Source organism: Crocosphaera sp., assembly GCF_030064895.1.
In the GTDB taxonomy this organism is placed as follows: domain Bacteria; phylum Cyanobacteriota; class Cyanobacteriia; order Cyanobacteriales; family Microcystaceae; genus Crocosphaera.
Window position 1 is genome coordinate 24128 of record NZ_JASJEB010000018.1, and the last position, 21444, is coordinate 45571.

The 21444-nt window shown below is 38.3% G+C and carries 10 protein-coding genes; all 10 read left to right on the forward strand.

Going from position 1 to position 21444, the window contains the following annotated elements; translation table 11 throughout:
- The first annotated feature begins 1 nt into the window (after position 1).
- On the forward strand, positions 2–370 hold the full coding sequence (locus QNJ66_RS07040) for a GPW/gp25 family protein (protein ID WP_300504488.1): 369 nt from the start codon (positions 2–4) through the stop codon (positions 368–370).
- Positions 367–2838, forward strand: coding sequence for a putative baseplate assembly protein (locus QNJ66_RS07045; RefSeq protein WP_300504491.1), 2472 nt, complete (start codon positions 367–369; stop codon positions 2836–2838). Before QNJ66_RS07040 ends, QNJ66_RS07045 begins: the two co-directional genes overlap by 4 nt.
- Complete coding sequence (locus QNJ66_RS07050; RefSeq protein ID WP_300504494.1) at positions 2835–8639, forward strand: putative baseplate assembly protein; 5805 nt, start codon at positions 2835–2837, stop codon at positions 8637–8639. Before QNJ66_RS07045 ends, QNJ66_RS07050 begins: the two co-directional genes overlap by 4 nt.
- A 359-nt stretch (positions 8640–8998) precedes the next feature.
- Entirely contained in the window at positions 8999–11863 is a 2865-nt protein-coding gene (locus QNJ66_RS07055; RefSeq protein WP_300504496.1) for a DUF4157 domain-containing protein, read from the forward strand.
- A 163-nt stretch (positions 11864–12026) separates the two neighbouring features.
- Positions 12027–12332, forward strand: coding sequence for a type II toxin-antitoxin system HigB family toxin (locus QNJ66_RS07060; RefSeq protein WP_300504499.1), 306 nt, complete (start codon positions 12027–12029; stop codon positions 12330–12332).
- Complete coding sequence (locus QNJ66_RS07065) at positions 12310–12690, forward strand: transcriptional regulator (protein WP_300504502.1); 381 nt, start codon at positions 12310–12312, stop codon at positions 12688–12690. The genes QNJ66_RS07060 and QNJ66_RS07065 overlap by 23 nt, the downstream gene beginning before the upstream one ends.
- A gap of 279 nt (positions 12691–12969) precedes the next feature.
- On the forward strand, positions 12970–13173 hold the full coding sequence (locus QNJ66_RS07070) for a hypothetical protein (protein WP_300504504.1): 204 nt from the start codon (positions 12970–12972) through the stop codon (positions 13171–13173).
- A complete protein-coding gene (locus QNJ66_RS07075) occupies positions 13157–13582 on the forward strand; it encodes a PIN domain-containing protein (RefSeq protein ID WP_300504507.1) in 426 nt (141 codons plus the stop codon). Before QNJ66_RS07070 ends, QNJ66_RS07075 begins: the two co-directional genes overlap by 17 nt.
- A 665-nt stretch (positions 13583–14247) precedes the next feature.
- Entirely contained in the window at positions 14248–19122 is a 4875-nt protein-coding gene (locus QNJ66_RS07080) for a hypothetical protein (protein WP_300504510.1), read from the forward strand.
- A 10-nt stretch (positions 19123–19132) separates the two neighbouring features.
- Positions 19133–21444 (forward strand): DUF6519 domain-containing protein (locus QNJ66_RS07085; protein WP_300504513.1); only part of this gene is annotated, 2312 nt, incomplete at its 3' end.

Below are 21444 nucleotides of genomic sequence, written 5' to 3' on the forward strand. Positions count from 1 at the left end.
CATGGAAGAGATCAACTATCCCTTTCGCATCGATGGCAGAGGAAGAGTAGCCCGCACTGAAAATCAAGATACCCATATTCGTCAATTGATTGAGCAATTATTGTTCACCGAATCAGGTGAACGGGTCAACCGTCCCGACTTTGGCAGTGGGTTATACCAACTCATCTTTGCCCCCAATAGTGGAGAGTTGGCCACCACGACTCAATTTCTAGTCCAAGGGGCGTTAGAACAATGGTTAGGAGAACTGATTCAAGTCGAAGCCGTTGACGTGCAGAACGTAGAATCGAGGCTAGAAGTGACCATTCGTTACATCGTACGACGGAGCCAAGAAGAAAAAGTGGCAGCATTTGTCAGAGAGGTGTCGTCTTGAGAGATCAAACCCAACAACGAAAAGTCGCCCTCAAAAACAAGCGAGATGCACAAGGTGTTCCCTTGTTAAATGGGATAGACTATGTAGAAATAGGAGAAGATGGGCAAACCCTTTTCGTTCACTTTATCCACAATTTAAGCCAACCCAACCCCAAAGAAAAAAGACCCACTACCGCAGACCTTCTGAAGCAACAAAATCTAGTTATTACCAACGTTAAGACCTTAGAAACCGTTAGGATCTCATCGATCCACACCTTGGCCAATCTTCTCATTATTCGAGTCAAAAATATTAGCAGTCTAGGGACTTATCGCCTTCGGTTAGTCAATAATACCGCCTCAACCTTACCCCCCCAAGGGTTTGATCCCCAACTGTCTCAAATTGAGTTTTCCTTGAGAAGGAAAGCAACTAGCGAGTTTGACTGTCAAGACGTTCCTCCCATTGCCGAAAAACAACCTCCACCCCCCACCATTGATTACTTAGCCAAAGATTATCAGAGCTTTCGCACCTTGATGCTCGATCGCCTGGCCGTAACCATCCCTCAATGGCAAGAACGCAACCCAGCGGATCTAGGGATCATGTTAGTGGAACTCTTCGCCTATATTGGCGATCGCCTAAGTTATTATCAAGATGCAGTGGCCACAGAAGCCTATCTAGGGACTGCAAGAAAGCGCATCTCTATCCGTCGTCACAGTCGCCTTCTAGACTATTTCATACACGAAGGGTGCAACGCGAGAGCTTGGGTGATCATTGAATTAAACGAAAATTCCCAAGACGAGATCAAGTTATTAGGTCCTTCAGTGCAGGAAAATCGTCCAGGGGTTAAATTTTTAACCCAAACCTCTTTTCCGCAGGGGAACTTAAAAGAGCAAGACTTGCAAACAGCTTTAAATGAAGGGGCGCAGGTATTTGAAGCCATGCACGATATCACCCTCTATCATTCATTGAACACCATTGAGTTTTATACCTGGGGAAACGAAGATTATTCATTACCCAAAGGTGCAACAACCGCCACATTAAAAGATGAACAGAGAACCTTATATAAAGACCTCCGAGAAGGAAGCGTTTTAGTCATAGAAAACCAGTTAAATCCAGTGCTTAATCAAACCCATCTGGTACGCTTAACACAAGTAACACACAGTTATGACCCTCTGTTTGACACCGCATTGGTTACCATAGAATGGGATGAACAAGAAGCGTTACCCTTCGACGTACCTATCTCCCGTCGCAACGATCAAGGAAAATTAGAAGAAAAAATATACATTGCCAGAGGAAACGTCGTTTTAGTCGATGCAGGACGCACCCTATCTCAACCAGAACCTCTATGGAAGAATCCAGGTTGGGACTCACAACAACGACCTCGGTTACAAGAAGAACCCCTAACCCATCAAGGCCGCGTGTATTTAAGCGATCGCCAACGATGGGGATTATTTGATGCCAAAGCACCCGCAAAAAACGCCATGGAGTGGGAATTAAGAGATGCTAGACCCGCCATCTATTTAGTGGAAACCAAAGACCAAAGAGCGAATAGAGCCAACCTTCCGAAATGGTCTCCTCAACCCGACTTGCTCAACAGCGATCGCTTTGCCAGAGAGTTTGTCGTAGAAACAGAAGAAGATAGACGAACTTATCTACGCTTTGGAGATGGGATGTTAGGAAAGAAACCCCAACAGAACGATCGTCTAGAAGCAGTGTATCGTATTGGTAACGGTATTCAAGGCAATGTGGGGGCCGAAGCCATAAAAAACATAATCTTACCCAAAGAATTAGAAAAAATAAAATTAGAAGTGCGTAACCCTCTACCGGCTCAAGGAGGGCAAGAACCGGAACCCATAGAAGAAGTGAGATTATACGCCCCCCAAGCCTTTCGAGAGCAAAAACGAGCCGTAACCGAAAAAGATTACGAGAAGATCACCGAAACCTACCCAGGGGTACAAAAAGCTTTGGCAACCCGTCATTGGACTGGTAGCTGGCACACCATTTTTATCAGCGTAGACCGTCAAGGAGGACGAAGAATTGACGAAGCCTTTGAACAGGGTTTATTGGCCTTCCTCGAACCCTTTCGACTTGCTGGCCAAAATCTCGAAATTGAACAACCTTTATTAGTATCCCTCGATATTGCCATGACTGTCACTATTGAACCAGACTATTTTCAGGACTCCGTGAAAGAAGCGTTATTAGATACCTTCAGCAATAGCATTTTGGAAGATGGAGTATTAGGCTTTTTTCATCCCGATCGCTTCACCTTCGGACAACCGGTTTACCTCAGTCAACTCATTGCTAGAGCAATGGAAGTTACCGGCGTTCGCTCAGTAAAAGTAACCCGTTTTCAACGTCAAGACCAACCCTCAATCCTTCCTCTAGAAACCGGCAACATTCAATTTGAGCGTCTGGAAATAGCGCAATTAGACAATAATCCCAATGTTCCTGAAAATGGCACCCTACAGTTTAACCTAGAGGGGGGACTATGAAAGACAATAATCCAACTCCCAAACTATCAAGGAACCGACCCGGTTTATCCCAAATAAACTATCGCATTAGTGATTATAATCGATTTTTCGAGCGTTTACTCTCTCGATTATCTCAAGGGGAGGATGACGTAACCCGGCCGTTATTACAGTTCACAACTCGTTCAAGAGATGACGCAGCCATCGCCTTATTAGATGCTTGGGCAATCATGGCTGATGTCTTGACCTTTTATCAAGAACGCATCGTCAATGAAGGTTATGTGCGTACCGCAATAGAACGGCGATCGCTGTTAGAATTGGCCAGGGCGATCGGCTATGAACTTAATCCAGGGGTCGTTGCAAGCACCTATTTATCTTTTACCGTCGAAGAAGCACCTGATTCCCCAACTGTCACTCAGATAGCCAAGGGAACAGCAGTGAGTAGTGTTCCCGAAGGAGAAGAGTTACCCCAAATCTTTGAAACCACCGAAGATTTTACCGCATATGTGCAATGGAATGTCATCACCCCCAGAGATACTCGGCCCCAAACCATCGCCCCTGAAACAACGCAACTATACCTAACGGGTATCGATACTCAACTCGAAGCAGGAGATTATTTATTATTACTAGATAAGCAAGAGAAGGAGAGGGTTTATCTGCTGAAACTGAGCAGTGTGGAAAGCAATAGTGATAAAAACTATACTTTAGTAACCTTTCCGAAACTTGATAACCTGACGCAACCTTTGCGTCAACCTCAAGTCTTTGCTTTTCGCGGAGAAGCTTCTTTTTTTGGGAGTAATGCACCGCAATGGGATACCCTTAGTACAGAAGATAAACGCAGTGCTATTGAAGCAGATCAGGATCAAGATGAAATTGAAGTCAATGGAGTCAAGATTGATGGGGGTGTGATAACCATTAATCAGAATAATAATCAGTGGAAATCTAATTTAGTGGGTCAAGGATTGCCCAATTTAGATATTAGTGATCTGGTGATTAATCAAGAGGGTGATGTCTTTGTTGCTATACCCAGTCGAGGAATTTTTCGTCTCTTTTCCGAAAGCGATCGCTGGGTAGAAATTAATGATGGTTTGAGCAATATAAATATTCAAACTTTATATGTTAATGAGCGAGGACATCTCTTTGCTGGAGGATCGAATGGGACTGCCGGTGGAGGTGCATTTCGCTCGAAAGATAATGGCAATAGTTGGACAGAAATTGCCACAGGAACTATCGGAGTTGAACCAGTTCCTAACAGTGGTGGTGAATTTAGAGCGGTGAATACCAGTATTTTTAATACGGTTGTGCGCTCATTTTTAACTTACGAAGAGAATGGAGTTATTTATATTTTTGTAGGGACAGATAATGGAGTTTATCGTTCAATTGATGGAGGAAAAAATTGGTATTCTTTTAATAACAATTTATTATCAAATGAAACTGCTATTCGGTCTCTTGTTTTCTACGGCAAGAATTTTGAAAATAGTGAATTTTCAATTTATAACAAACAAGAAGAAACCGTGAGATTTTCTGTAGATGCTCAAGATAAGATAATCATTAACCTAGAAACCAATGAACAGGATAATATTAAAAAAGCCCATTTTTCCATATTAGCTTTTTTAAAAGGTTCTGAAAACCTTGGTTTGTTATTACTTTGGGTGATGCTTTTACAACAATGGTATACTCTCCAAAAAGGAGATATTATTGAAGTAGAAAAACAATTTAGAATAGTTGAAGAAGTGATTAACAATAACACGATCAGAATAGATTATCCTTTGTTAAAGAATGTCGAAGAGAGTGAATTGATTATTTATAAAAAAGATTTAAAAAGAAGGCCAAAATATGTAGTTTTTCAGTTCAGATTTTTGCTTTTTTTGATAGAAACTAACCGAATTAATTTATTCTTAGTTTTGGTCATACTTTTATCAACCTTTGATTTTGCAAAAGTTTCTCTAGATAATCAAGATAAAAAGAAAGTTAACGGAGATGTTAATACAAAGTTTGAAGAAGAGATAGAATCGGGAGATATTATTGAAGTAGCAGGTCATTTTAGAATTGTTGAAAATATTGAGAATGATAATGAATTAAAGGTTTCCAGTCTTTTTGTGTCAATCATTGCCGGAACAGATAATGGTGTGTTTGAGCTTAAAAATATCACCAATAATAGTCCTAATTGGAGTGAGAAAAATACAGGAATCGATTCAGATAACTTGGATGACCGAGATATTTCAATTTTAATTGACGATAATAAAAATGAACTTTATTTGGGAACCAAGAACAGAAAAATATACAGATTTCCTCAAATTGATGACACAGACTCTTGGGAAAAAATTGGACAAATAAATTCTGATAAACCTCAAAAAATTACTGCTTTAGCTATCAATTCAGAAACAAAAAAATTAGTAGTAGGAACAGCAAAGCAAGGTCTTTATTATCAAAATAATGAGAATAGGTTCGAGAAAATTGAATCTGGTGATAATCAGCAAAAATTTCCTACAGCAATTACTGCTTTGCAATTCGATCAAAACCAAAATAAGTTTTTTGTCGGAACTAGATTTAGTGGGTTTTTCCAAGAAGAATGGCCAAACTTTGAAATTGAACCTGAAAAGATACAATTAGATACCCTATATCCTCAGATTTTAAATGATAGTTTGATTGTTATATTGAATGATGATTATTTTGAAGAACATAAAGTTAATAAAATTTCTCAACCTTTTGAAAATCGTTTCAATTTAAGTCTAGAAATTACTGAAATAGAAAGCAATAAACCTATTGAAAATCCTGAAAAATTTAATCGACGTAATAGCAAAATTTTAATCGAAAGTGAACCATTAGAATTAGCACCCGAAAAATTAACCATTGTTGCAAGAGGAGAAGACATTTTCCTTGATCCGATTCAACAAGAAACCTTTTTAGAACCAGTTAAACAGGAATTTACTCAAACAAAAAATATATTTTTGAGTGAATTTATAGAAAATTTAAACAGAGATCAAACTATCATTATTAGTGGTCAATATATGACTGCTGAAATTCAAGATATTGGGGGGATATTTTGTTCCCAAAATCAGCAAAGAACTGACGAAGAACTCATTTCCTGGGAACCAAGTAATGTTGGGTTAACCAACTCTCAAGTAACGTCCTTAGTCATCAATTCACAAGAAAGTAAAAAAGAACTATTAGTAGGAACCACTCAAGGAATTTTTCATTCTTTAGATGATGGTAATCGTTGGGAACCTATTGATAGCTGGAAAAAAATTGAGAATAAATTAGAAAATAAAGAAATTCAAGCATTATTGGTAAATAATAATAACATAATTTTCGTAGGAACAGCAGAAGGACTATTTAAGTCAGAAGATCAAGGAAATAGTTGGCAACAAATAAAAGAAGAGACAGGACTAATCTATAATAATATTCTTGTCCTAAACGAAACTAAAAATGAGAAAGAGAATATACTATTAGTAGGTACTCTTGAAGGAGGTTTATTCCAATTCAAAGATAAGGAACAGACATGGACTTCTTTAGGACTATACGACACCGATGTAACAGCTATTGCTATTCAAAAACAACAAGCTGACAACTATCATTTATTTGTAGGCACAACTCAACAAGGAATATTTCGTTCCTTAGATCAGGGAAATAGTTGGGAAAAAATAATTGAAACAAGGGAAGGAAAAGGAAGACTATCAAGTGAAAATAATCAAGTGACTTGGAGGGGAAGTAATTTTAATCAACACATTAAACCAGGAGATACCATAAATGCAGCCGGACAAACTAGAACCATTACTAATGTTTTTACTATAGATAATAGTGAAGCAACTTTATCAATTGATAATCCCTTTCAACCTGATTTAATTAATCAAAACTTTACAATTGATACAGGATTAGCCAATAGGAGTATTACAGCAATTGCCCTAGGTTCAAGAGAAATTAAAGCAAAAATATCTATAGATAACAACACAATTACAGACACAGAGAATCAATTTACCAATCTCTTAAAAGTGCGTGACACCCTTACCCTTCACGTCAATGGGAAAATACAAACTCAAACGATTACTCAAATCTCTGAAAAAAGCGTAACCGTTGAACAACCTTTTGAGTTAGATGAAAATCAACCTATTAATAACCAAACAAAGACGATTATTATTAATCAAAATCTCATCTTTGCAGGAACATCAGGGAGTGGAGTATTTCGATCGCAAGATAACGGCGATTATTGGGAAGCCATTAACGTTAACTTAACCGATCTCGAAATACGTTGCTTGACGGTGGATACTCAAGGCAACATTTGGGTAGGAACAGCTAAAGATGGCGTTTTTCAGTCCAATAATAACGGAGATATCTGGATACCCTTTAACAACAACTTAGACAATATAGATGTCCAAACCATCGTAATCGAAAATAACACAATTTTCGTCGGCGGAATCGGTATTTTAATCGCCGCAGATCGCTTACAAACCACCCCCATACAACGTCACGACACAGTGGAAATTCTTACCCCCCCCCTTCCCATGGTCAACCAGGAAGAAAAACGCTCATATCAACGCTGGACAGTCAGAAATAAAGACGGGTTTGAAGGCCATTTAACCACAGAATTACCCAGCCAACCCTTAACCCTCAACCAGATAACCCTATTACCCGCCCCCGAAGACAGCGAAAGGGTCAGCGAAATAGCCACCATTGCCATTCCTCCCCAAGACGAACAACTGCCTATCTTAATCTTAAAAGACCCCCTCAAGAACGCTTATGACCCCCAAACAGTCACCATTTATGGTAACGTAGTCCCAGCCACTCATGGGGAAACCGTAGAAGAAATACTAGGGAGTGGAGACGGAAACGCCACCAACCAAACCTTTACGCTGCAAGAACCCCCCTTAACCTATATTTCCGCCCCCACGCCCAGTGGCAGAGAAAGTAGCCTAGAAGTGAGAATAAACGGGGTTCTCTGGCAAGAAGTCCCCTCCCTCTATCCCCTCAAACCCCATGATCAAAATTACATCATTCGTATCCAAGACGACGGAACCACGAACGTTACCTTTGGAGATGGTAAAAAAGGATCTCGCTTACCCACCGGCGTTGAAAATATTACCGCAACCTATCGCCAAGGGATCGGGTCAGATGGGAACGTTGGGGCTAACAGTCTCAGTATTCTCAATAATACCCCTCCTTCGGTTGGCGACGTGATCAACCCCTTAAAAGCAACAGGAGGAACCGATCCCGAAACCCTCTCCCAAATTCGTCAAAATGCCCCATCAACCGTACGTATTTTAGATCGCATCGTCTCCTTAGAAGACTTTGAAGACTTCGCCCGCAGTTTTACTGGTATTGGTAAAGCGATCGCCACACCCATCTGGCAACAGGGAAGAGAGATCGTTCACCTGACCATCGCCACCGACACTGGAGAAACCGTACCCGAAACCTCCAGACTGTACAGTAGTTTAGTGACCGCCATTGACCAAGCCAAAGATCCCCGTCAACCGGTGATGATTGATAGTTATCAAGCCATCAGATTTAATGTTGAAGCGCAATTAACCCTTGATCCCAAATATGAACCAGAACAAGTTATCTCAAAAGTCAGAGACGCTTTAATCAAAACCTTTGACTTCCCTGTGAGAAACTTCGGTCAACCTGTCACCACAGCCGAAGCCATTGCATCTATGCAGAAAGTCGAAGGGGTGATCGCTGTGGATCTCAATGCCCTCTATCAAAGCGATCGCAGTAAAGTCCTAAATCAATCTTTATCTGCTTCCCTCGCTTATTATGACCCCCGAACCAACCAAACAAAACCAGCCCAACTTTTATTAATTAATCCCTCTGGTATCCGATTAATTTGACCGAGGCTTCTGCCTCGAAAGGCAGGGGGCAGGAGGCAGGAGGCAGGAGAGTTTTTCTTCATCCCTTCCCCCTCTGGGTACAAGCCTCCCCTTTCAAGGGGAAAAGGGTTTGGTGGGAGTACAAGCTTCCTCCAAACAAGAAATCTCCTGCCTTCTGCCTTTCAACTACTGCCTCCTTTTGACGGCGTTTTAAGCTAATTTTGACTCCTGCTTATGGTTTCTGTGAAAATTTGATTTTTACTTAAGTTTTTATTAGAATGAGGGGAACAATAAGTGATAAGTTATAACCAAGAGAAAAAAACAGAATTGTTAATGAAGGCCGCTAGTATCCTTGTATAGTTTAATAGAGGTATAGGAAAGTGCGTCAAAGATTACATCCTGAACAAAAATCTTCTCGCAGTGAAGACCACCCCAGTAAAGGATGGTTACAGCGAAAATCAATTTATCAAAAGTCTGAAACTGACAATGAAATGGATAGCCCTGCCGTCTATAAAGGACCCGGGTTAAGTAGGAATTTAGGGGATAAATCAGAGGGAAGTGCGAAATTACCTTTTACAGATTATTCCCACGTCAAACATGATCCTACAGCCCTGATCAGAGAAAGGATACAGCAACGACTATCAACACAACAGATACAGGGTAAGTCAAACATTGGGGGAACAGATCATAAGGAACCGACGTTAAGTAGAAATTTAGGGGATAAATCAGAGGGGAGTGGGAAATTACCTTTTGCAGACTATTCCCATATTACACAGGATCTCTCTGCCCACAGACGAGACAGGGTGAAGCAACGACTGTCAATGGCAACGATCCAGGCCAAGTCAAACATTGGGGGAACAGATAATAAGGAACCAACGTTAAATAGGAATTTAGGGGATAAATCAGAGGGGAGTATGAAATTACCTTTTGCGGATTATTCCCACGTCAAACATGATCCTACAGCCCTGATCAGAGAAAGGATACAGCAACGACTCTCAACACCGCCTATACAGGCTAAGAATAGTAATGGGGAAACGAATAATAACTCAGAACGAGAAACAGGAATTATTCAACAAAAGAGAGAAAATGCAGACAGTATCGAGACACAGAAAGAAATATCTCCCAACCGAACAGGATTACCCGATAATCTCAAAACCGGAGTAGAAAATTTATCGGGATATTCTTTGGATGATGTCAAGGTTCATTATAATTCACCGAAACCAGCACAGTTACAAGCTCATGCTTATACTCAAGGCACAGATATTCATGTGGCATCTGGGCAAGAGAAACATTTACCCCATGAAACTTGGCACGTTGTTCAGCAGATGCAGGGAAGGGTAAAACCGACGATGCAGGCCAAAGGCGTGGCTATAAATGATAACCCTGCTTTGGAACGGGAGGCGGATATGATGGGGGCAAAAGCAGCCTCAGTGGAGAAGCCGAAAGAAAATAAAAGTAGAGCGGTTGCTAACTTAGTTGCTCAGAAGAAAATTAAAACAAAACAAGACTTTGGGTTTATTGATAATCGTCTCACAACTGTCATTCAACGGCAGGTTTCCAAAGAGATAATGGAGCTTTGGAAGAGGGAACATGATCAAACTATCCCTTTAGACAGCGGTGACGAAAACATGAATGTATCCACAGTTGATATTAAAAATGGTGATATCAAGGTTCATATATCAGAACATGCTAATAACCATTTTGTTAACCGACATACTTATAAAGAATTTTCTTTTAAAGATGAAAACATAAAAAAAGTCAACTCTTTTTGGCCTAAAGGCACAAAACAATCAGATGTAAATAGTAATGCACAGAAGGTAATATTAGGTCTTGAGGATGACATTAAAAACGTAGTGACAGAAGAAGGTGGCGGCGCTGTGTTCAGTAAGAATAACACTGTTGCAGGTATGACTGTAGGGTATAATATTACACTTGAAGCAGATGACGATGAAACAGAATTTGATCCAGAGAACAATACTGTGACTTATGAAAAAGGGAGTGGAAACATGAATATGTTCTATCCCGAGGGTGATGACTATACTTATTACTCCAGTGAAGAGCTACATGAAATAAAAGAAAATCTGCAAAAAGATCCTGATAAGAAAACCCTACAACTTAGAAAAAAAGGTGAAGATCAAGTTTATCAAGCAAATAGCTCATTAGAATCAACCGTAGTCCAATGTGTCACAAAAGAAGAGGCAAAATCAAAACTTGAAAGTTTCTTTGGTGAACCTGTATTTAAAAATTTTATAACAGCACTCGAAAAACTTGAAATAGACCTAAACAATATTCCTGACAGTTTAATCAAAAAACTATCAGTATCTGATATTCCCCATTTTTACTTACCTAGTACCACCGAGATTTGGCAAGAATTTATTAAGAAAATTTTAAAATATCAAGAAAAAACACTCTCCTTTGGTGATATGCCTAAAGTAGACAAATCCGAATTAACAAAAGACGAAAAAGACGAAAAAGACAAAAAAGACGAACAAGTGAATGAAAAACGGAAAGAAATTCTTAAATCCTTCACAGATAAAAGCAAAACTACGACATCTTCAGATAATCTGAATCACCGGGAAAAGAAGCAGTACGATCAAATAAAACCCTTAGCTGAGAAAATTCTCCAAGCCAAATTAACCAACAACTTTGCTCTTGACACCTTATTTAAATACACTTCCCCCCAAATGTTAAATGCTTTTGAAATACTAGAACGATCCAATTATACCTCCCAAAACATAAAAGGAGAACTGAACAAGCAACGCATATCCAAGGAAAAGGAACTTTTCGGTTTAGCTGAGAATGTTGATTCGAGAGTACGGCCGAGATACGCAGCTCTTAATTTTCATGGATATAAATATGGCGCAGCAGCTCGAAATGACTATGGTCTCAGCCATATGATTTTTAAAGATGATGTAAAAAACAACGCTACATTTACATGCGGAGATACCTTTGAGACCGATAAGGCATATCCTTTATCTAGCTCAGGAGTAGAGGATTTAATTTGGACTTTAGCCAAAACTGAACAGTATATGTTTCCAGTAAAACTCAAACTACTTGAAGGTAAAGTGTATACACCTGCTGATACTTATTTTGACGTACAAATACATCAGGACATCGACTTACGAAAAGACGTCAGTAAGATAATTGTCAGTAGGGCAGAAATGAGATTGTTTAATATAGATATAGAATTGGTGAATAACCTAATATCTCAACTAGCTAAAGGACTGACTGTTGAGTTTATCTGAGTAGACCATAACAAAATCTCAACTGCATTAAAACGCAGTGCGGTCGCTTGTGGGTGAGTGTGATCGCCTGTAGGTTGGGTTGAGGAACGAAACCCAACAAATATAATGTGAATATAATCCTTTGAACTATTATGATTAATAGATATACTTTGATTTTAAAACCATGCGGGTAATTAGTAGGAGGAGTTTACGAGAATTTTGGGAAAGACATTCAAAAGCTAGAAATAGTTTATTATTATGGTATGAGAGAGTTACGAAAACATTCATTAAAAACTTTGCTCAACTGCGTCAGATGTTTTCCTCTGCTGATCAAGTCAGTAACTTTACTGTTTTTAATATTAGTGGAAATAATTATCGTTTAATTACTTATATTGATTACCAAGCACAAATAATCTTTATTCGTGCTGTTTTAACCCATGCAGATTATGATAAGGAGAACTGGAAAAATGACAACTGGTTTAACAATTAATAGCCCCTATTATCTTAAGTTAATCACAGAATTTGCACCTCGTCCTATCACCAATGAAGATGAATTAAATGCAACTCAACAAAGAATAAATAAACTATTAGATAAAAAAGATATTAATCAAGATGATCAAGATTATCTAAGAGTTCTAGGGCTTTTGGTTTATGATTATGAAGAGAAAAGTGAACAATTTCCTCAATTAACAGATGGAGAATTATTACAATCATTAATGGAAGACTATAATCTAACCATACAAGATTTTTTAGGAATATTTGACCAAGAACAAATCATTTTAGATATATTAAGTGGAAAACGTAATTTGACTTCTCAGGAAGCTTTTAAAGTGCGCTCTCTTTTGTAACGCACCAAATCAATTATTATATCCATAAATATGTAAATTTTCGATTATGATGTTGAATGGTCGGTGGGTTACGACAGAGTTATATTCCTGTGATAGCCTGAATTATAGCCGTCTAACCCACCCTACTGTGATGCTAAGGTAAACAGTGCGATCGCCTGTAGGTTGGGTTGAGGGGACGAAACCCAACAAATATAATCCTTAGCTCTTGTCGGCTGCGTTAATGAAATGTAAAGCACCAGAGTTATGATACAATAAAGTCAAACATTATCATGATTGATTATGATAAAAAATATTAATGTTGAAGGATTAAAACCAGAGCAAATAAAAGAGATACAAGCTATGGTAGAAGCGTTGAAAGTCAAAAACCAAACTAAGAAAAATGACCCTGAGATTGATATGATTGAATACTTATTAGAAAATCCGATTCATGTTGATAATTTAGAATTTATGAAACGGGAAGATATTTATGAAAGAAACCCATAATCATCTCTGTTTTGTTGATTCTAACATTTGGCTTTATGGTTTCTCAACAGATAAAAAAGAAGAAACAAAAAGATTATTAGCAAAACAATTAATAAAAGAGAAACACATCATTATTAGCACACAAGTCATCAATGAGGTTTGTCGTAATTTGCTAAGAAAGCATAAAATTGATGAACAAATGATCTTGAATTTAGTTGCTTCGTTTTATCGTAAATATCAAGTTATTGCATTCAATTTTAACATTCTGGAAACTGGATCAAATCTTCGCACTCAATATCATGTTTCATTTTGGGATAGTTTAATTGTCTCTTGTGCATTATCAGCGGGTGTCAATATTCTATATTCAGAAGATATGCAAGATGGCTTAATTGTTGATAAAAAACTTACTATTATTAATCCTTTTAAATAGTGCGATCGCCTGTAGGTTGGGTTGAGGAACGAAACCCAACAAATATAATCCTTAGCTCTTGTCGGCTGCGTTAATGAAATGTAACAAACGGAATTAATGGCTTCTTTTGCTGAAAATTTATCAAATTACCCCATAAAAACCCTTAATTGTATCTACATTACCCTGTTCCTAACACACCCTACTCAGCTAAAATTAAGGTATAGCAATAGACAGGCTAGTTAGGACACATAAATTATATTTTAAGGGAACAGGGAACAGGGAACAGGGAACAGAAAAATGTCCTAATAGCTTTGGCGACTGCTATAATAGGAATTTGAGCATCTCGCTCACTCGCTGCAAAAATAGCAAGCAGTGCGATCGCCTATAGGTTGGGTTGAGGAAAGAAACGCAACAAATATAATCCTTAACTATTGCAGAATCAGTTAACGAAATGTAATGTCCCAAATTCATTGTTATTGACCGTAACTTTCTGATTTTGGAGATTGATGTCAATGGTTTTAAAACCAAATTTTCGCTAAAATCCTCCATTTTAAGTAGTCAGACATAAGTAAACACCATTGCATTAACTTATGTAAACATGACTGTAGCCCTACTCCTGCCTCCTGCCTCCTGCCTCCTGCCTCTTCTCAACTGTAACCTTTATTTTTGTCGAGGTACTTACATTTATGACTACCCCCCGCGATCGCCTCTATAAACTTTTACCCGCTATTTACCGACTGCGAGATGCAGACGAAAAAGAACCCCTACGGGCTTTATTAGGGGTCATCGAAGCTGAATTAGACATTGTTGAGAACGATATTGGGCATCTTTACCAGAACTGGTTCATTGAAACTTGTGACGACTGGATTGTACCCTATATTGCCGATCTGCTGGATGTCAGAGAAGTCTACAACCAAACCCTCAATGATTTGGATCAAACAAGCTACGGACAACGAGAGTGGCGCGCTTTGGTGGCTAATACCCTCGCTTATAGAAGACGCAAAGGAACAATAGCGGTTCTCGAACAGTTAGCCAAAGACGTGACCGGATGGCGATCGCACGCTGTGGAGTTTGGTCGCTTAATATTGACCAGTCAAAACCTTAATCACGTCGTGACTCAGAATACCTTAGTTAATTTACGGGCCGATAACTATGTACAAACTATCGGCACCCCCTTTGAGTCTCAAGCTGCTTATTCCGTCGATATTCGTTCTCCCAGTAATGGCGGTCGTTATAACATTTCTCAGATTGGTTTATTCGTCTGGCGGTTACAAAGCTATCCCCTCAACAAAATTACCCCCCGAAAAATTACCCCAGATCGCTATACATTTAACCCCTTAGGTTACGACGATATTCCTCTGTTTAACCAACCGCAAACAGAAACCAATCTTGCTACCCTAACGCAAGAGATCAATGTACCTGATCCTTTATCCATTCTTCCTTTAGCCAAGGAACTGAGGCGACGACGACAGTTACTCTGGGAAGGAAAGTATCCCGAAGGAGTTCGTTATTTTGATAGTGATCCTATTCTAGAGATTTTTATTAACGGCCAAGTTGATCCCATTGCCCCAGAAACCATCTTGATCTGTTCTTTAGATAAGGAGAAAACCTGGGAAATGCCCAATCTTCAAAGAGATCGTCTTCCAGGAGATCCTCCGATTCCGACACCAGTGGTTGCAGTTGATCCGACTTTGGGCCGTATTAAATTTCTCGATCCCCCTTATCCCCAACAAGTGGAAGTCAGTTACTCCTATGGGTTTAGTGATGATCTCGGTGGGGGACCCTATCCTCGTCAAATCCCTGATGACGACCCGATCTTTGAAGTAGATCACGTTAATTCAGTGGACTCTAACCCTCTCGCTATGGCCATTGAAACCTGGAACCAAAAAGCACAGGTTTTGCCGGGAATAGAAAACAAGACCAATATTCCTATTGTTGATGTGACCATCAGGGGTATTAGTCAGCGTAACCATGAACGGGAAATGTTTTCCTCTGGTGTTATTAGAGGACTTTCTGTCATTAAGGATGGGGGTAACCAGCAAATCGTCGTAACTTCCGGTCAAGCGATCGATGGTTTGGGACGAATTATTACCCTCAGTGAAAATTTGACAATGACCTTAGAAACGCTGAGGGATACCATCGCTGATTATCCTGGAAACACGGGTTTTTTAGTCATTTTTTATCAATCTGAGCAACAAAAAATCTCCATTGAATTCGTTCGGGAAACGGCGATCGATGCTTTAAAACGTTATTGCATTCCTCTGGTCCAGTTGACCATTGACTCACGGTTTCAACAACTCCAAGAACTCGAAACGGTTGAGCGAGACTTTAACTTTACACCAGGAATTGTTTGGGGTTTAGAGGTCAAGATGATGGCTAATACACTCGAAGCAATGGTGACTCCAGGGTTAGCGATCGATAAAAAGGGTAGAAAAATGACCCTTAATCAGAGTTTGATTCTGAATTTTAAACCCTATTTAGAGAACAAGGAGAATCTCTCTCTCATCCTCTTACAAATCAATACCCTTCTCACCAGTCGATGGCAGATCGAATTAGTGACTCCAGATGAGATTGACGAGATTAAAAAAGATAATCGTCGCGATTATATTGAGTTAGCTCAATTTAACCCCATTGCTCCACTGGAAATTGAGGTTCACAAGCGGCAAAATTTAGAGCTAGTGACCATTGAAGGATTAGAAGTAACACGGATTCCATCTCCAGGGGCGATCGTTGAAATTAGTCCAGGAACAGTTACAATAAGTTCAGATAAACTGAGTGACGCTTCAGAAACCGAAGTTGAATCAGAAGTAAGAGAAATTAAATTAGAAAACCCTTGCCGACTGGACTTAAGTGAGTACCCAGGTCAAACCCTAACCTTATTTATTTCCTCAGAAAAAGAACAAGGTCTTCCCTTAAACTTTGTGAGTGAAACCTCTCCTAATATCGGTATTGTTCCCCAAATTATTGATAGCAATCACATATATAAAGACATTTATAAAGAGACAATTGTTATTAAAGATAGTCACACCTATGAAGGGGACTATGAGATTATTATTCCCAGGAAAAACCGACTGACCATTATTGCTGACAACGGCCAACGTCCTCATTTACAGGGTAAAATTTATATTCGAGGGACTGCTAAAGGAGAAGACCATCAAGCAGGAGAACTTTGTTTTGAGGGTCTTTTAATTGAAGGGAATATGATTGTGCGCTCGGGCAATTTAGGACGTTTACAGATTCGTCATTGCACTTTAGTTCCTGCTAATAGTCAGTTAAAGGTGCAATCCAGATTTCAATTATTTCAAGAACCCGAAGAAAATAAAATCGACCCCTTCAATCTCATCGGTTTAGTGATATCTTTTCTGACTTTTATTTATCAGTGGATTTCTCGTTATTTAGGACAAAATAATTATCATTCTCCCTATAGATTTTCAGAAATTTTCCAACTCTATTGTCAACAATTACAGTCCCTATTTACCCTCATAGAACAGACTTTTTTAGGAGAGAGCAGAACAAGAGACGATGAGCAACTAGAATTGGATGGGGGTGCATCAATGTTTCTACCGCTCGAACATGATAATATTCATTTGGAAATCATTATAGAACGGAGTATTTGTGGAGCTATTTTCTTAGCAGATACCGTACCAAAATTAACTATTCAAAATAGTATTATTGACTATAAAAATTTCAGGGATAAAAGTGAACCTGAAACCGGTGGAATTTGTCTTTTAGCTGAAGGAGTTCATAGTGATATTTATAATAGTACCCTATTAGGAAGCACTACAGTTAAAACCATAGAAGCAAGTAATAGTATTTTTAGTCAAACCTTAAGGGTTCTTAGAAAACAAACAGGATGTATTCGTTTTTCTTATGTTAGTGGAACCTCTGATACACCTCTACGTTATCGATGTCAACCGGATCTTACGTTTAAGGAACAATTAGACTCAGATAATTTAGCTCAAAAGATTACTTGTTTGGCAATTGGCAAAAAAATAGGCATCGGCACTATTTATAATGATCCTCAAAATAGTAATAAAATTATTGGCAGTGAGACGAGTTTTCAAAGAGAATTAAAAGAAGAATATGAAATCAATATCGTGAGAAAGAATCAAACTAACGAAAAAGAAATGAGAACAATTCGTAATATAGAAAGTGAAACCGGGTTAACCATTAATCAACCTCTTGTTCCTCCGATAGATGAAGAAAATGCAGCTATATTTGAAATTCCTTTTATCTTCGCTGGAACTTTAGGAAATGGATTGTTTAATTCTTTTAATCAAGGCAAACAATGGAATAATATTAGTGAAAATCTTCCTGATTTTTATATCACAGCAATAACTTCCTATACTCAAGAAGAAACAACAACGCTATTGATTGGAACCATAGAAGGTAAAATATACCAGTCTCAACTCAATAATAATATAGACTGGACAGAAAATAATTTAGAAGGAAATAATACCCCTATTTCTGCCCTATTAACTTATCAGAACAATATTTGGGCTGCTACTACTGGTCAAGGAGTTTGGACATATACTAAAGATCAACAGAATAACCAGACTCTAGGGAAAAAATGGCAATCCATAACAGAAGGATTAGACGATCTCAATGTTACCAGTTTAGCCATTAATGCTCAAGGACAACTGTTAGCAGGGACTCAAGAAAAGGGAGTATTTATCTATATTGACGAAGAAAACAACAAAACCTGGAGTCCATTTAATACAGGATTACTAGACTTACACATTACCGTTTTAATTGTTAATTCTCAAAAGCAACTATTGGCTGGGACTCAAAAAGGAGGTGTATTTTACTACAATGATAATCAAAATAAGTGGGTAGAAATGAATGAAAACTTAACCCATCTAAACATTACAGCAATGGTCTCATCTCAAATAAAAAGTCGAATTTCCATTCAAGAGAACATTGTGACTGGACAGAATACATTTTTTAAACAAGAAGGACTGAAACCAGGGGCTAAATTCTTTCAAGATGGAGAAGACTTAGGTATTATTACTCAAATTAAATCTGACACAAAACTTATTCTACAAACAGTAATTCAAGAGGATATAATAAACCAAGAATATAAAAATTATGAGTTAATTTTTGCTGCAACTGATGACGGCAAACTCTTTAGATACCTTCAAGGTGGAACTGCTTGGGAAAAACTAAATTTGGATCTCAAAGGAATCGCCATTACTGTTTTAAACAAAGTTGATGAAACCGGAGGAAACTTATTTTTAGGAACAGCAGCTGGCGATATTATGTACTCTCAAGAGAATGGCCAAAATTGGTTTTCTATGAATCAGGGACTGACCAACGTAGAGCAAAAACTGACAATAATGGCCAGTTTACAACCTAATTTCACCTCTTCATTTTATGGTGATCCTGGTTATGCTCAACTTAGTCAAAACTGTGCGATAGAAATCCGAAACGGTGGAGAAGATGGGGCGGAAATGGGGGCATTTTACTCCCTGAAACAACCCCAAAAAGAACAAAATTTGCAAGCTACTCTTAAAGAATATTTACCTTTTGGCTTACAAGTAGGAACCTTCTATATTACTTAACATACCAGCAATGAAAGGCGACATCACCCGATTAACATTTGACCCCAAAAAGCACTATACCAGCGTTCGTATGCAGCAGGGACGCTTACAATTGGATGCTGATTGGAATGAACAAGTTGACATTGACAACCATCTACGACGCGCACAAATCTTAGCATCTTTGGGTTCTGAGAATGGAGTTCCTAGTTATAACCCAGAAACACAAGAACGTAAATCCAATAGCTTTAAATTAACTATTATTGACCAAGGAAAAGATATACAAATTAGACCCGGTCATCTTTATATTAGAGGAACACTGTGTGAACTGGAATTAGGAACACTTTTCCCCGCGACAATAAAAGAAAGTCAACCAGAAACAGAAAAACTCCAACTGGAAGTCTCCAGTTTGGTCATTGATGGAAGGGACATTGAGGAAAAACAATGGTTAGAAGATGAGGAAGGAAAACGTTATCAAATCGAAACTGTTGACAGAGCAAAACGGACATTAACATTAAAAACTAATGAGGGAATTGCTAAAAAAATAATTAAACTACGTCGTTTATCTACTTATAAAACCCAACCCGATTATTTCAATCCTCATCCTCCTTCTAACTTATCATCAGGACTTTACTTCGCTTATATTGATGTTTGGGAACGTCATATTACCACCATTGAAGATAATTCCCTGCGTGAAATTGCTTTAAGTCTTCCTGATACCACCACTCGCAGCAAAACGGTTTGGCAATTAAAACTGCTAAATATTCATGAAGCAGCAAAAAAACAGTTATTAAATTTTGTCAATCAAATACAAGTAACAGAAGATAAAAAAGAAGCTAAAAAGAAACTTGTTGATGAGTTAACAGAATTAACAGAGTCAACAGAGTCACAGGAAAAAATAACAGAAGCAGATTTTAAAAATAAGTTTAATGAGTTGACAAAGACTGATAAACAGAGGGAATTTGAAAAATTATTGACTCAGTATAACAGTAATGTTAGCCAAGAAGGAGCGAAAAATCTTAGAGATTTTATTGATGAATTAAAATTAACAAAAGATAAAAAAGGAGCTAAAAATAAGCTTGTTGATAAGTTAACAGAATTAACGGAGTCACAGAAAAAAGTAACAGAAGAAAAACTTTCATCTTTGAAGAATAAGTTCAATGAGTTAATAAATAGTGATGAACAGAGAAAATTTGCAGATTTGTTGACTCAGTATAACAGTAATGTTGGCCAGGAAAGAGATGAATTAGAAGAAAATAGTGACAAAATTTGGAAAGAATTTGTTAGCAATAATCACAGTCGATTTACTGAAGCAAAAATGAATGCTTGTGCCTTACTTTGCGATAATGCTAGAACAGGGTATCAACGGTTAGAAAATCAATTATATCGCGTCGAAATCCATCAATCTGGAACGATAGGAGATGAGACATCACCAACCTTTAAATGGTCACGAGAAAACGGTAGTATTGCTAGTTCAATTGTAGGAAAAATTGAAGGAAATACTATTGATATTAAACCATCTAGTGACGATACTTGGAGTTCTTCTCAACCTGGACAACAGTGGATTGAAATGACTAACGAAGAACAAGAGTTAAAGGGAATTCCAGGGGTATTAGCCCTGATAAATAGAGTGATTTCAGGGACAAAAATTGAGTTTAGTAATCCAACTCCTACGATTAGTAAAAATTTGACGAAGGTGAGACGTTGGGATAGTAATGAGATAGAGATTAAATCTCAAGAATGGATAGATTTAGAAGGAGGAATTAAAGTAAAATTTTCTTCAGATTTAGCTTATAAAACGGGAGACTATTGGTTAATTCCAGCCAGAACAGCAACGAATGATATTGAATGGCCGAATGACAACGGAGAACCAGCTAGACCCATATCTCAGTCACCGCGCGGTATTACACATAATTATGCACTTTTAGGGTTAGTAACAATCAATCAAAAAGGTAGTTTTGAGGGACCTAAACAAAAAAATAAAATCTTAGATAAACGGATGAAATTTCCTTCTCTACAAAATAGCTTTGATAAGGAAAATGGCGGGAAAATAAATGGGAAGGTTACCATTAACGCCAAACTAGAAGTAACAGAAAACGTCACCATTGCAGATACCTTAGCAGTAGATAAAAGTACCAACTTAGCCATTAAGGAAGGTAATGTAGCTATTGGAAGTGACTCCCATGAAGCCGAACTAGGGGTCACAGGAAACGTCACCATTACAGACACCTTAGCAGTAGATAAAAGTACCAACTTAGCCATTAAGGAAGGTAATGTAGCTATTGGAAGTGACTCCCATGAAGCCGAACTAGGGGTCACAGGAAACGTCACCATTACAGACACCTT